Here is a 13,796-nt window from a genome sequence, read left to right as displayed (position 1 = left end):
AATGGAAAAGGTTGTTTGCATCGGCTGCGGAGTAACGATCCAGACCGAGGATAAACAAGGTCTCGGATACGCGCCAAAGGCATCGCTCACGAAAGAGAATGTCATCTGCCAGCGCTGCTTCAGACTGAAAAATTACAATGAAATTCAAGATGTTTCATTAACGGATGATGACTTTTTAAATATCTTGCACACAATCGGCGATACTGACTCTCTTATTGTCAAAGTCGTTGATATTTTTGATTTTAACGGAAGCTGGATAAACGGGCTGAACCGCTTTGTCGGCGGTAATCCGATCATTCTTGTCGGTAATAAGGCCGATATCCTGCCGAAATCCGTAAAACGGGAACGGCTCGTTCAATGGATGAAACGCGAAGCGAAAGAATACGGCTTAAAACCCCTTGATGTCTTTTTAATCAGCGCTTCCCGCGGACAAGGGATGAAGGAAGTCATTGACGCCATTGAACATTACCGCGAAGGGCGCGATGTGTATGTGGTGGGCTGTACCAATGTCGGCAAATCCACATTTATCAACCGGATTATTAAAGAGGTCTCAGGGGAAGAGAATATTATTACCACCTCTCAATTTCCGGGCACGACGCTTGACGCGATTGAAATCCCGCTCGATGACGGATCTGCGCTTTATGATACGCCGGGAATCATTAACCATCACCAGATGGCGCATTACGTGGACAAGCGTGACTTAAAGGTGCTGACACCGAAAAAAGAACTGAAGCCGCGCACTTTTCAGCTGAATGAAAAACAAACGCTTTATTTCGGCGGGCTTGCCCGGTTTGACTATGTATCAGGCGATAAAACGGCGTTTGTCTGCTATATGCCGAATGAATTGATGATTCACAGAACAAAGCTTGAAAATGCTGATGCCTTATACGAAAAGCATGCGGGAGAACTGCTTACCCCGCCCGGAAAAGATCATTTGGATGAATTTCCGGAGCTTACGGCCCACACGTTTACGATTAAAGAAGGAAAGACGGATATCGTTTTTTCCGGTCTCGGCTGGGTCACGGTGCAGCAAGAAGATAAAAAAATAACGGCATACGCTCCGAAAGGCGTACACGTATTTGTCCGCCGTTCATTAATATAGAGAGAAGGGGAGAGGGAGCATGAAACAATTGTACGGAGTAATCGGAAATCCGATCGGGCATTCAATGTCACCCGATATTCATAACGCGGCTTTGCAAGATAAGAACATCAACGGGCAGTATTTTGCGTTTCAGGTGGAACCTCATCATCTCAAGGACGCCGTTAACGGAATCAAGGCGCTTGGCATCTGCGGAGTGAACGTCACAGTCCCGCATAAAGTCGCGATCATGGAGCATCTGGACGAAATACATGAAAGCGCGAAAGTACTCGGGGCCGTAAATACCGTCAAACGAGAGGGAGACAGGCTCATCGGGTATAATACTGACGGAGATGGGTTTTATAAATCCTTAGTCAAAGTATTGGACAAACCGATATCAGAGCTCTCTATCCTCATGATTGGGGCGGGAGGAGCGGCAAGAGCGATTTTTACGACGATCGTCCGCGGAGAGCCGAAACAATTTGACGTTTGCAACCGCACGCCGGAAAAAGCGGAAAGCCTGATTGCGGCTGCTCCCTCTTTTCAGCAGAAACGCGCCCTTACTTTAAAAGAAGCTGAAAATCAGCTTGAACAATATGACGTCATTATTCATACAACATCTGTCGGCATGTATCCGAAAACGGATGCCGTGCCGCTCTCATTGGAACGGGCCAAAACGGGCGCCATCGTTTGTGATATCGTATACAACCCGATTCAAACGGCGTTCTTAAAAGAAGCTGAAAAAAGAGGTTTAACAACCATTGACGGTGTCGGCATGTTTGTGGAACAGGCCGCACTGTCTTTCAAGCTGTGGACGGAACAAGAGCCTGACAGCGGCTTAATGAGAGCGATTGTTGAAGGAAAACTAGGAGGAACACAATGTTAACAGGAAAACAAAAACGGTTTTTGCGTTCAAAAGCGCATCATTTAACGCCTATTTTTCAAGTGGGAAAAGGCGGAGTCAACGAAAACATGGTGAAACAGATTGCCGAGGCTTTAGAAGCAAGAGAGCTGATTAAAGTCAGCGTGCTTCAAAACTGCGAAGACGATAAAAATGATGTCGCAGAAGCCCTTGTGAAAGGCACCCGCTCACAATTGGTGCAGACGATCGGAAATACGATCGTACTGTATAAGGAATCAAAGGAAAATAAACAAATCGAGCTTCCGTAAGGTGGTTGACATGAAGAAAATCGGAATATTCGGGGGCACATTTGACCCTCCGCACAACGGACATCTTCTGATGGCTAATGAAGTCCTTCATCAGGCGGAGCTCGATGAGATTTGGTTTATGCCCAATAAAATCCCTCCGCATAAGCAGAATGAAGACTTTACAGACAGCCGGCACCGGGTGGAGATGCTGAAGCTTGCCATCAGCTCTAATTCCGGCTTTAAGCTTGAGCTTGCGGAAATGGACCGGAAAGGCCCTTCTTATACCTATGATACCGTCCGTTTACTGAAGGAGCGGCACCCGAACGACAAGCTTTTCTTTATTATCGGGGCGGATATGATTGAATATCTGCCGAAATGGTACAAACTGGACGAACTGCTCACGCTCATTCAATTTATCGGAGTGCGGCGCCCGGGGTATCATATTGAGACCCCGTACCCGCTGCTTTTTGCCGACGTTCCGGAATTTGACGTTTCGTCAACGATGCTGAGAGAACGTCTCAAAGCAAAAAAGCCGACGCAATACTTAATGCCGGATAAAGTGAGGCAGTATATAGAGGAGAATGATTTATATGAATCGTGAGGAAGCACTTGCCTGCGTCAAAGAGCAGCTGACCGAGCATCGCTACATCCACACAATCGGCGTGACAGATACGGCGGTTATTCTCGCAGGCCGGTTCGGAGCAGACCCGAAAAAAGCGGAAATGGCGGCTATTTTTCATGATTATGCGAAATTCCGGCCGAAAGAAGAAATGAAGCAGATCATCGTGCGGGAAAAAATGCCGGCTGAGCTCTTGGATTACAATGCCGAGCTGTGGCATGCCCCTGTGGGAGCGTATTTGGCTGAGAAAGAAGCGGGGATCACTGATCCTGAGATCTTGGATGCAATCCGCTATCACACGTCAGGGCGTCCCGGAATGACCCTTTTAGACAAAGTCATTTACGTTGCGGATTACATTGAACCCGGACGCCATTTCCCCGGAGTGGAAGAGGTGCGCCGTCTGGCGGAAACAGATCTGAACGAAGCGCTCATACAAGCAATGAAAAATACAATGATATTTCTGATGAAAAAAAACCAGCCGGTCTTTCCGGAGACGTTTGCAACCTATAATTGGCTGGTGTCTCAAAATTGACAGGAGGAATTTAAAGAATGAATCAAGCTTCCGTATTAAAAATCGCGGCAAAAGCATGCGACGATAAACGTGCAGAAGATATTTTAGCGCTGGACATGGAAGGAATCTCACTTATAGCGGATTACTTTTTAATCTGCCACGGGAATTCTGATAAGCAGGTTCAGGCAATTGCGCGTGAAATTAAAGATCAGGCAGAAGAAAACGGCATTGATGTCAAAAAGATGGAAGGGTTTGATGAGGCCCGCTGGATTTTAGTTGATCTCGGCGACGTCATTGTCCACGTTTTCCATAAAGATGAAAGAAGCTACTACAATCTTGAAAAGCTATGGGGCGACGCGCCGCTCGCAGAGCTTGAACTCGGCTTGAACTCATGATTTACCAAGGCTTCGCCGGCGTATATGACGAGTTAATGTCACATGCGCCGTATGATGAATGGGCGGGCTGGATCGAAGCGTCTCTTCCGGAAAAGGGAAGGGTGCTTGATCTTGCCTGCGGAACCGGAGAAATATCCATCAGGCTTGCTGAAAAAGGCTGCGAAGTCACGGGGATTGATTTGAGTGAAGATATGCTGAGCTGTGCCCAGCAGAAAAAAACGGGAAAGCCGATTCTTTTTCTCCAGCAGGATATGAGAGAGCTTTCCGGTTTTGAAGAACAGTTTGATGCCGTTGTCATCTGCTGTGATTCCCTAAATTACTTAAAAACGAAAAGTGATGTCTTAAGCACCTTTAAAAGTGTTTTTCAAGTTTTGAAGGAGGGCGGCCTGCTTCTGTTTGACGTCCATTCCCCATTTAAAATGACGGAGCTTTTTCCGGACAGCACCCATGCGGATCAGGATGAGCAGATCAGCTATATCTGGCAAAGCTTTGCCGGCGATGAAGAGCTTTCTGTCATCCATGATATGTCCTTTTTCGTATGGAACGGACAATCTTATGACCGTTATGACGAGACGCATGAGCAAAAAACATTTTACATTGAAGAATATGAACAAATGCTTGCAGAGACCGGATTTGAACTGAAGAAGGTGACGGCTGATTTTACAGACCGGCCTCCTTCAACAGAGTCTGAACGTCTTTTCTTTACGGCAGGCAAACCAAAAACCATCGTTTAAACGGAACGATGGTTTTTAAAATGCATTTTTTGCGATTGGCGCGATAAAGCACTTTATGGCATACTCAGTTACACGTGAAATTGCTTCTTCACTAACGATATATCTTCATCGTATTTGTCATGTGTACGCTGAAAGACACGGTTGAACATATCCTGAACACCGCTTTCGAGAGCCTTCAGTCCTTCCCCGGTGACGCCGCCTTTTACGCATACTTTTTCCTGCAAGGCGGGAAGCGTGTAATGCCCTGTTTCCAGAAGCTTTCCGAGACCGACAAGCATTTCCGTCGACATTATCACGGCTTCTTCTTTGGTGATGTCCGTTTCTTCCACTGCCGCGTCAATAAAGCGCTGAACGAGATAACTCATAAAAGCGGGTCCGCAGCTGACAATGTCTGACGCCGCTCTTGTAATGCCGCTGCTGATTTCTACAGGTTTTGAAATATGAGTGAACAGCGTTTGAATATCCGCTTTTGCAGCCTCGCTGCAGCTTTTGCCGAACGTAACAAGCGAGACGCCGGCCAAGGCGCGGTTCGTAATGCTCGGAATGACGCGGGCCGTCTGACACGGAACCGTATGTTCAATCTGATCCGTCTGAACGGGACTGGTAATGGAGATTAAAATGTGATCTTTCCGTAAATGCGGTGTGAGTTTCTTCAGCAAAGGATATATATCCAGCGGTTTTACACAAATGAATATTATTTCATTATCCTGTACGAGCTTTTCCTGATCCTCGGTGACATGGATGCCGCTGAAACGTTCTTTTAGTTTTAATGCTTTTTCGATTGTTCTGTTTGTGATGGTGATATGTGAGGGATCGGCAGCGTTTGATTCGATAAACGATTCAATCAGGATCGTTCCCATGTTTCCGGTGCCGATAAAGCCTATTTTCAATGAATTCCCCTCCTTTTTCCCTTAATCCTCTAAACCTTATGCGGGGAGGCAATGCAATATGACGAAAGCGATGATGACGGAGCGGCTGCGGCGGAACCTGAAAATTCTGGGCGCTTGTCTTGCGGCAGGGGCGGTTTTTATCTGTATTTGGCTGTTTCGTTCTGAAAAGGAAGAGCCGGTCAAACAGCAGTCTGTGCTCGGCCAAACAGCCTCAGCATCCGTCGCGGACAAAAAAGACACAGCAGACGATAAGATTATGATTGATGTGAAAGGTGCGGTCCGGAATCCCGGCGTGTATGAAATGAAAGCGGGAGACAGAGTGACGCAAGCCATTGAAAAAGCCGGCGGCCTGAAGAAAAAGGCGGATGAATTGAATGTTAATTTAGCAGAGCAGCTGCAGGACGGCACGATTGTTTATATTCCGAGTGAAGGCGAAGAGGAGAATCGCCCGAAAACAGCGGCGGGTGAAAAGGAGAATGCAGCTGTCAATATCAATACGGCATCTCTGGACGAACTTCAGGCAATTTCCGGGGTGGGGCAGAAAAAAGCGGAAGCGATTATCGCCTACCGAGAAGAAAACGGACGGTTTCAGACTGCTGAAGATTTGATGAATGTATCAGGCTTTGGAGAGAAGTCATTTGAGCGGATAAAAACTTCCATTACGGTAAAGTGAATTGACGGTTTTGCTTAAATCTATGTAAACTTAGAAAAGCAACAAGACTTTTTGGAGGGAACACTTGTGGAACGAATCTCATGGAATCAATATTTTATGGCGCAAAGCCATTTGCTGGCGCTGAGAAGCACATGCCCGAGACTGTCAGTCGGGGCAACCGTAGTCAGAGACAAGCGGATGATTGCCGGCGGATACAACGGCTCAATCGCCGGCGGCGTCCATTGCGCTGATGAAGGATGCCTTTTAATAGATAATCATTGCCAGCGGACCATACATGCAGAGATGAATGCGATTCTGCAATGTTCTAAGTTCGGTGTTCCGACGGAGGGCGCCGAAATTTATGTGACGCATTATCCTTGTATTCAATGCTGCAAATCAATTATCCAGGCAGGCATCAAAACGGTTTATTATGCCGAAGATTACAAAACACAGCCTTATGCAAAAGAGCTGTTCAGCCAAGCCGGAGTCAAGGTGGAGCAGGTCGAACTTGATGAAATGATCATCGATCTGAAAAACCGCGAAAAATTGTCTTTTGTAGCAGGTCTGATTCAGCAATTATCTGATGCGGGGGTTAAGGCAGATGAACTGAAAAAAATTCATGAACAGGCCAATGAGCTGTTTACCAGTTACGTATAAATGAAATATAAATACCTTCTTCTGCCTCTGGCGGCGGTTTCTGCAACTGCGGGAATTGCCGCCGCTCATGTCTTCTGGGTTATGCTCCTTTTTCTTCTGTATCTTCTCTTTATTATTGTAAAAACAAAGCAGCATGCTCCGGTTATCGTCTGCCTCGTTTCTTTTTGTCTTTATTTCTTTCTTTATACGGTTTGTGACGCTGCGAATGTAACGCGGTATCAGGCCGGCAGTTATACTGAACAGGCCGTCATCACTAATATTCCGAAGGTTGACGGAGCGAAAATGTCAGCCGTTATCCGTACACATGACAAGGAAAAATGGGCGGCTTCGTACAAAATCCGGTCTCTTGAGGAAAAGAGACTCATTGAACAGCTTGAACCGGGGATGCGCTGCACGTTTACAGGCTCTCTGGAACAGCCTGCACATGCGACGGTTCCCGGAGGTTTTGATTATAAGGAATATCTTCACTCTCAGCAGATTCACTGGTTATTTTCCGTGACTTCCATTCAGCAGTGTGAAAAATCCAAACAGCCGCTGTTTAAACTGCTGAACATCAGAAAAAATTTGATTTCGATCATTCGGAATCACGTGCCTGAATCTTCCGCCGGAATTGTTGAAGCGCTGACCTTAGGTGAAAGATTTTCTATAGAGGACGATATACTGAGTGCATATCAAAATTTGGGAGTCGTTCATTTAATGGCGATTTCCGGAATGCATGTCGGTCTTATTACGGCGGGATTATTTTATGCTCTGATCAGAATCGGGCTGGCAAGAGAAAAAGCAGGAATTTTGCTGCTGCTGTTTTTGCCGGTGTATACACTGCTGAGCGGTGCCGCCCCATCCGTATTGCGCGCATCCCTCATGCTGGGATTTTATATCGCCGGAACTCTTGTTAAACGCGGCATTCATTCCTCTGTTGCATTGTCCCTGTCTTATCTGCTGCTCCTGCTGTTTAATCCTTACTTCCTTTGGCAGGCGGGCTTCCAGCTTTCCTTTGCGGTAAGCGCCTCTTTAATTCTGTCATCCTCCATTTTAAAGAAAGCAGGGGAAAGCAGACTTGCCGGGCTTGCGATGGCTTCATTGATTGCAGAGCTCAGCTCACTTCCGTTTCTTCTCTATCATTTTCAGCAGATTTCACTTGTCAGTTTTCCGATGAATATGGTGATGGTGCCTTTTTATACGTTATTTGTCATTCCGGTTTCTGTCATCGGTTTCCTTCTTCTTTTACTCTCAAGGCAGATGGGAGAATGTTTGTTTGGTATGTTTGACCTTGTGATGAAGCCTGTGCATGATTTCATTACATATGCGGCATCCGTTGATTTATTTACTATGATTGTGTCAAAGCCTGACTTTCTTTCCCTTCTGCTGCTTGCGGTTTCCGTTTTTACGCTTTTTGCGGCTTTGGAAAAGGGAGGTTTTTTAAAACTCAGGAAATCGGCTCTTTTTTTCTGCGCGGTTTTGGCTTATTTAATATGCCGTCCGTATTTCAGTCCATGGGGAGAAGCGGATATGCTTGATATCGGGCAGGGAGACTCACTGTTTATAAGCGCGCCGCACCGCAAAGGGACCGTAATGGTTGATACAGGGGGAGTGATTGCTTATCCCGGAGAATCATGGAAAGAAAAACGCCACCCGTATTCTATCGGCGAGAAGGTTTTGATTCCATTTTTAAACGGAAAAGGGGTGAAAAAGCTGGATGCACTGATTTTAACCCATGCGGATCAAGATCACATCGGGGAAGCCGGAGTGTTAATCAAAAATCATAGAGTCAAACGGTTAATTGTCCCCGTAGGATTCGTAAAAGAACCGAAAGATCAGAACATATTAAATATGGCGAAAGAAAACAACATTCCCGTTGCCGAAGCAAAGCGGGGCGACACCATTACAGCCGGGGATCTTCAGTTTCAGGTGCTGTCTCCGGAGTCGTCTGACGGAAGGAGTAAAAATGATTCGTCACTGGTGCTTTGGACGGTTTTTGGCGGAGTGAGCTGGCTTTTGACGGGAGATTTAGAATCGGACGGCGAAACAGAAGTGCTGAAAACGTATCCGAATCTGAAGGCTGATATATTGAAGGCGGGTCATCACGGCAGCAAAAGCTCAACGAGTGAAGCCTTTTTGAAGCAGCTTCAGCCGGAAGCAGCGCTGATTTCAGCAGGAAAAGAGAATCGATACCATCATCCGCATGAAGAAGTGCTGGATCGTTTGAAGGCGTACTCTGTAAATGTGCTTCGCACCGATATCAGCGGAACGATTCAATACAGATTTAAAAAAGGCGCCGGAACGTTTTCCGTCTTCCCTCCATATGATATAGAAGAAACCAGGGCGCAAGAAGTAAAAAAGACTGCCGATTGACAGCAGCCCGGAATGCGGCTAAGAGCCGATAAGATGGATGGCTGTTGCCATCACGAACAAAAAGGCGAAAAATCCGAAGGACACGACAAAACCGACAGCTGAGTCAACAGCATCATTTCGTTTGCTTTGAACGTTTTTTTCAAAATCATTCAATTTCATCCCTCCTGACTTCCCTAAGTATACTGGAATTGTTTTGAAAAATCTAGAAGTGATGGTAACGTTTTCTGTTCTTGTGATTATCGCCTTTTTACAAGCAGACCCGGGAGCTTGTGAATCAGGCGTTTATTATAAATGAGGAAGCTGTCCTTAAAGCTTCCTCTTTACTATTTGCCAAACTCAATTTAGGATAGAAGGGGATCAAGAAAGAGAGGAAGTCATACGATCATGGTATTTGATGTTTGGAAAGCCCTGAAAAAAGGGGATGTCCGCTCCGTTTATTGCTTATACGGAAAAGAAACGTATCTGCTCCAAGAGACTGTCAGCCGGATCAGACAAGCTGTCGTTGATGAGGAGACAAAGGATTTTAACCTGTCTGTTTTTGATCTTGAAGAAGATCCGCTTGACCAGGCCGTAACCGATGCGGAAACGTTTCCGTTTATGGGAGAGAAGCGGCTGGTCATCTTAAAAAATCCGTCTTTTTTAACAGGGGAAAAAAAGAAAGAAAAAATAGAGCATAATACAGCCGCTCTGGAGACTTATCTGAAGGAGCCTGCGCCTTATACGGTCTTTGTGATTGTGGCTCCGTATGAGAAACTGGACGAACGGAAAAAGCTGACGAAAGCGCTGAAGCAAAAAGCCCTTATGATTGAAGCTAAGGAGCTGAATGCAAAGGAGACGACGGATTTTACGATTAATCTGGCGAAATCCGAAAATAAAATGATCGATACAGAAGCTGCCGAGCATTTGGTTCTGCTTGCAAACGGCCATCTGTCTTCCATATATCAGGAAATACAAAAACTCTCCGCCTACACCGGTGACAGACATGAGATCACACTTGAAGATGTCCGTGAGCTCGTCGCAAGAAGTTTGGAGCAGAATATTTTTGAGCTGATCAACAAAATCGTGAACCGAAAACGGACGGAAAGTCTTCAAATATTTTATGATCTTTTAAAACAAAACGAAGAACCGATCAAAATTATGGCGCTGATCGCCAACCAATTCCGTCTGATTATGCAGACGAAGTATTTTGCGGGACAAGGATACGGCCAAAAGCAAATCGCTTCCAACTTAAAGGTGCACCCCTTCCGGGTAAAGCTGGCGATGGATCAGGCGAGGCTTTTTTCTGAAGAAGAGCTGCGGCGTATTATAGAAAGACTCGCAGTGATGGATTATGAAATGAAAACGGGGAAAAAGGACAAGCAGCTCTTGCTGGAACTCTTTCTCCTTGAGCTTCTCCGGACTGAATGAAAAAAACGATCCCCGTTAAAGGGATCGTTTTTGTATTATGCAGAAAGTCCGTTCACTTGTTTCGCAAGTCTAGATTTGTATCGAGCTGCGGCATTTTTGTGTACAAGACCTGTTTTCACTGCTTTATCAATGCGTTTCGCTGCTTCAGAAAGAGCAGTTTTCGCTTTATCCGCTTCGTTGTTAGCAACAGAAGCTTCAACTTGTTTGATTGCAGTACGCATAGCAGATTTGATTGTCGCGTTATGAGCGCGGCGTTCGTTGTTTGTTTTTGTACGTTTAATCGCTGATTTAATGTTTGGCATGTGTTTCACCTCCTAAGATACAACCTGTAGCACAGTGTCTTAAGGTTAAATCTTCTTCACAATAGAACAAATTGTATTCTATCAAACAGAACTTTAGATTGCAATATAAATGTAAAGTATTTTTCGTTGATGGGTAAATTCGCATGATTCGTTTTGTAAATGGCCACACTATGTACCACGATGATTGAAGGAGGTCTTCCCTGTGAAAAACAACGAACTGGATGTCAATCAATTTCTGATACGGACGGATTTAGCGGTAGAAACGAAACAGGCGGTAAAAGACGGACAAGCCGGTCAGAAAAAAGAAATAAACGGGTTTATTGAAAAAGAACGCGACAAGGGCGGCATTAAAGTCAGAACCGTCGATATTACCAAAGAAGGCGCCGAGCTATCGGGGAAAAAGCAGGGACGCTATGTCACGATCGAGGCTCAAGGGGTTCGGGAACACGACTCTGACATGCAGGAAAAAGTAACGGAAGTGTTTGCCGAGGAATTTTCCGCCTATCTGTCGGCATTAAAGATTCCAAAGGATGCAAGCTGTTTGATCGTCGGTCTGGGCAACTGGAATGTGACGCCGGATGCGCTCGGCCCTCTCGTGACCGAAAACCTTCTTGTGACAAGGCATCTGTTCAGGCTTCAGCCGGAAAACGTGCAGGAAGGGTACAGGCCGGTCAGCGCGCTTGCTCCCGGTGTGATGGGATTAACGGGAATTGAAACGAGCGATATTATTCAAGGTGTGATCAAAGAATCAAAGCCGGATTTTGTGATCGCGGTAGACGCTCTTGCGGCCAGAGCCGTTGAAAGGGTGAACACGACCATCCAATTTTCTGATACGGGCATTCACCCGGGATCAGGCGTCGGCAATAAGAGAAAAGAATTAAGCAAGGAAACGCTCGGCATTCCCGTCATCGCAATCGGGGTACCGACTGTCGTTGATGCGGTTACGATCGCAAGCGATACGGTGGATTATATATTAAAACATTTCGGAAGAGAGATGAAAGATGACAGCCCGTCAAGATCTCTGGTGCCCGCCGGAATGAACTTCGGCAAAAAGAAGGTGCTGACAGACGAAGACCTTCCCGGAGAAAAAGAACGCCAATCCTTTCTCGGTATTGTCGGCACGCTGGACGAAAACGAAAAACGCCAGCTGATTCACGAAGTGCTTTCTCCGCTCGGCCATAATCTGATGGTCACGCCGAAGGAGATTGACACCTTTATTGATGATATGGCGAACGTGCTTGCAAACGGGTTAAACACCGCCCTTCATGAAAAAGTGTCACAAGATAACAAAGGTTCTTATAATCATTAAAATGGTTCTACCTCCTCTAGCTTGTTCATAGAGTAATTACTAGACAAGCGCTGGAGGGATTCAAATCATGAGAAAAAAACGCAGAAACCGTCAAATTGTCGTTGCAGTAAACGGTGGAAATGCGCTCAAGGGCATGTTTTTGTTTATGACAAGCCTTATCGTTATTTTCGTATTATCGGGTGTGCTCACATCGCTTCGCCCTGAACTGAGGCTTTCTTCGGATTCTCTTCACGGAATTGCCGGAGAACTTCCGGGTGACGCGTTTGCACACCTCCTCGGCATGGAAAATCATTATTTCGCCTCAGAGCTTCCTGAAAAAGACTCTTTTCAGCTGTCCCGGCTTTCCTTAAAACTGGCGACAAGCATTAATATGGAAGACCCGCGGAGTTTCTTGGGACGTGAGCTGCCGGGATTTGCCCAATACGATACGGAGATCCTTCTGGCGGGGCAGGGGACGGATTATACGAATATGCCGGCTGAATCTCCGCCGCCGTCAAAGGTGATGGAAAAAGAAAAAGAAGTGAACCTGGCAGAAATCGAAAACAAAACGAAAAAAGAAGAAACGGCGCCGCCGAAACATTCAACAGGCAGCAAAAAAGTCGTTTTTATTTACCACACTCATAATACCGAATCCTATCTTCCTCTGTTAAAGGGGGAAACAAATCCGGATAACGCCCGCCATTCGAAGGCCAATGTCACGCTTGTCGGAGATATGTTCGGAAAAGCGCTTGAAGCGCAAGGTGTAGGAGCGACCGTAGATAAAACCGACATTCAGGCCCGCCTGAACAAAGACGGCTTAAATTATGCGCGAAGCTACGACGAATCAAGGCCGGTCGTAAAAAGCGCGCTCGCCAAAAATAAAAACCTGCAATATACCATAGACATTCACCGGGATTCCCGCCGCAAGAAAAATACGACAGCCGACATCAAAGGAAAAAGCTATGCCAGAGTCGCCATCGTCGTCGGCAAAAAAAGCGCTAATTTTGAAGAAAACTATAAACTCGCAAGTGAACTTCATAAGCTCATGGAGAAAAAATACCCCGGCTTAAGCGTCGGTGTTTTATCAAAAGGCTCTCCGGGAGATAATGGAGTATACAACCAAGATTTAAACGACCGGTCGCTTCTGCTGGAATTCGGGGGCGTGGATAACAATCTTGAAGAACTGAGGCGCGCATCAGATGCCGTGGCCGATGTGTTCAGCGAACTGTACTGGGATGCAGAAAAGGTCAGCTCGCAATCAGGAGAGAAGAAAAAACAATAGAAATCAGGTGATTCGAATGATCCGTTTTACCGGCAAATGCCTGCTGATCGCCATTGTCATGTTTTTCGGCGTTTTGTTCGGCATGCAGCAGGCAAACAGCGGAATGCTTGATATGAAAGGATACAAAGATCCCTCCTTAAAAGGAGCATTCACGCTCGGCGGAGAAGGACAGGAAAAAGAAGCTTCCATTTTGGGGCAAACCGTTACGGCGAAAGATCTGGAAGAAAAACAAAAACAGCTGGAACAGGCGGAAACCTTCAACCTGTTTTCAAAAGCCGGAGAAACCCTTTCAAATACCGTGACGGACTCGGCGCAAGCGATGTATGAGTGGGTTTCGAAACTGAACCGTTAGCATTGATGAAGAGAAAAGCGGATGATTCCTTAAAGGAAGCTTTTCTCTTTCTTGTTTTAATTGAATGTTTACAATCCTATTGATATAATCTAAGCTAGTGTATTTTGCGTTTAATAGTAGGAGTGATA

General features: G+C 46.0%; 16 protein-coding genes and 2 pseudogenes. 15 read left to right on the top strand and 3 right to left on the bottom strand.

The window, feature by feature from the left end; all coding sequences use genetic code 11:
- Window position 1: 1 nt before the first annotated feature.
- Genes yqeH through NQS30_RS05380 form a run of 7 tightly spaced genes read left to right on the top strand, consistent with a single transcriptional unit; the run spans window position 2 to window position 4,486 of the window.
- A complete protein-coding gene (yqeH, locus tag NQS30_RS05410) occupies window positions 2-1,102 on the top strand; it encodes a ribosome biogenesis GTPase YqeH (RefSeq protein ID WP_015240249.1) in 1,101 nt (366 codons plus the stop codon).
- Window positions 1,103-1,121: 19 nt separating this feature from the next.
- Complete coding sequence (aroE, locus tag NQS30_RS05405; protein ID WP_015240248.1) at window positions 1,122-1,964, top strand: shikimate dehydrogenase; 843 nt, start codon at window positions 1,122-1,124, stop codon at window positions 1,962-1,964.
- Window positions 1,958-2,248, top strand: coding sequence for a ribosome assembly RNA-binding protein YhbY (gene yhbY / locus NQS30_RS05400; protein WP_007408257.1), 291 nt, complete (start codon window positions 1,958-1,960; stop codon window positions 2,246-2,248). The genes aroE and yhbY overlap by 7 nt, the downstream gene beginning before the upstream one ends.
- Before the next feature lie 10 nt (window positions 2,249-2,258).
- Window positions 2,259-2,828 (top strand): nicotinate-nucleotide adenylyltransferase, encoded by a 570-nt coding sequence (locus tag NQS30_RS05395; protein ID WP_007408258.1) that lies wholly within the window; start codon window positions 2,259-2,261, stop codon window positions 2,826-2,828.
- Window positions 2,818-3,378, top strand: a complete 561-nt coding sequence (yqeK, locus tag NQS30_RS05390) for a bis(5'-nucleosyl)-tetraphosphatase (symmetrical) YqeK (protein ID WP_014418422.1) — start codon at window positions 2,818-2,820, stop codon at window positions 3,376-3,378. Before NQS30_RS05395 ends, yqeK begins: the two co-directional genes overlap by 11 nt.
- 17 nt (window positions 3,379-3,395) lie before the next feature.
- The gene (gene rsfS, locus NQS30_RS05385; RefSeq protein ID WP_007408260.1) at window positions 3,396-3,752 is read left to right on the top strand and encodes a ribosome silencing factor; all 357 of its coding nucleotides are present in this window, start codon (window positions 3,396-3,398) and stop codon (window positions 3,750-3,752) included.
- Window positions 3,749-4,486 (top strand): class I SAM-dependent DNA methyltransferase, encoded by a 738-nt coding sequence (locus NQS30_RS05380; RefSeq protein ID WP_015240247.1) that lies wholly within the window; start codon window positions 3,749-3,751, stop codon window positions 4,484-4,486. The genes rsfS and NQS30_RS05380 overlap by 4 nt, the downstream gene beginning before the upstream one ends.
- A gap of 68 nt (window positions 4,487-4,554) precedes the next feature.
- On the opposite strand, the gene comER is transcribed toward NQS30_RS05380, so the two are convergent.
- A complete protein-coding gene (gene comER / locus NQS30_RS05375) occupies window positions 4,555-5,376 on the bottom strand; it encodes a late competence protein ComER (protein ID WP_015240246.1) in 822 nt (273 codons plus the stop codon).
- 58 nt (window positions 5,377-5,434) lie between these two features.
- On the opposite strand from comER, the gene NQS30_RS05370 reads away from it, so the two are divergent.
- The 3 genes from NQS30_RS05370 to NQS30_RS05360 all read left to right on the top strand — a co-directional run bounded on the left by NQS30_RS05370 (window position 5,435) and on the right by NQS30_RS05360 (window position 9,037).
- Window positions 5,435-6,049 carry a helix-hairpin-helix domain-containing protein gene (locus tag NQS30_RS05370; RefSeq protein WP_015240245.1) on the top strand — a complete coding sequence of 205 codons (615 nt, stop codon included), beginning with the start codon at window positions 5,435-5,437 and terminating at the stop codon, window positions 6,047-6,049.
- Window positions 6,050-6,115: 66 nt separating this feature from the next.
- Entirely contained in the window at window positions 6,116-6,685 is a 570-nt protein-coding gene (locus tag NQS30_RS05365) for a ComE operon protein 2 (protein WP_003152868.1), read from the top strand.
- On the top strand, window positions 6,686-9,037 hold the full coding sequence (locus tag NQS30_RS05360) for a DNA internalization-related competence protein ComEC/Rec2 (protein ID WP_015240244.1): 2,352 nt from the start codon (window positions 6,686-6,688) through the stop codon (window positions 9,035-9,037).
- A gap of 18 nt (window positions 9,038-9,055) precedes the next feature.
- Here NQS30_RS05360 and NQS30_RS05355 read toward each other — a convergent pair whose 3' ends face one another.
- On the bottom strand, window positions 9,056-9,190 hold the full coding sequence (locus NQS30_RS05355) for a YqzM family protein (protein ID WP_003152870.1): 135 nt from the start codon (window positions 9,188-9,190) through the stop codon (window positions 9,056-9,058).
- Between the two features lie 40 nt (window positions 9,191-9,230).
- On the opposite strand from NQS30_RS05355, the pseudogene NQS30_RS05350 reads away from it, so the two are divergent.
- Both NQS30_RS05350 and holA read left to right on the top strand, forming a co-directional pair.
- Window positions 9,231-9,382, top strand: a pseudogene (locus tag NQS30_RS05350) (hypothetical protein).
- 39 nt (window positions 9,383-9,421) lie between these two features.
- Window positions 9,422-10,463: pseudogene (gene holA, locus NQS30_RS05345) on the top strand (DNA polymerase III subunit delta).
- Window positions 10,464-10,479: 16 nt separating this feature from the next.
- Here the strand turns inward: holA and rpsT are convergent.
- Window positions 10,480-10,746 (bottom strand): 30S ribosomal protein S20, encoded by a 267-nt coding sequence (gene rpsT / locus NQS30_RS05340; protein WP_003152876.1) that lies wholly within the window; start codon window positions 10,744-10,746, stop codon window positions 10,480-10,482.
- A 202-nt stretch (window positions 10,747-10,948) separates the two neighbouring features.
- Here rpsT and gpr point away from each other — a divergent pair, with 202 nt between their 5' ends.
- The 3 genes from gpr to NQS30_RS05325 all read left to right on the top strand — a co-directional run bounded on the left by gpr (window position 10,949) and on the right by NQS30_RS05325 (window position 13,668).
- The gene (gene gpr / locus NQS30_RS05335; RefSeq protein WP_007408268.1) at window positions 10,949-12,055 is read left to right on the top strand and encodes a GPR endopeptidase; all 1,107 of its coding nucleotides are present in this window, start codon (window positions 10,949-10,951) and stop codon (window positions 12,053-12,055) included.
- A 67-nt stretch (window positions 12,056-12,122) separates the two neighbouring features.
- A complete protein-coding gene (gene spoIIP / locus NQS30_RS05330; protein WP_007612673.1) occupies window positions 12,123-13,316 on the top strand; it encodes a stage II sporulation protein P in 1,194 nt (397 codons plus the stop codon).
- A gap of 16 nt (window positions 13,317-13,332) precedes the next feature.
- Window positions 13,333-13,668 (top strand): YqxA family protein, encoded by a 336-nt coding sequence (locus NQS30_RS05325; protein WP_015240242.1) that lies wholly within the window; start codon window positions 13,333-13,335, stop codon window positions 13,666-13,668.
- Window positions 13,669-13,796 lie beyond the last annotated feature (128 nt).

The organism is Bacillus sp. B1(2022) (assembly GCF_040259625.1).
Classification (GTDB): domain Bacteria; phylum Bacillota; class Bacilli; order Bacillales; family Bacillaceae; genus Bacillus; species Bacillus velezensis.
The sequence above is the reverse complement of the archived record's forward strand: the minus strand, read 5'-3'. Positions and strand labels throughout refer to the sequence as shown.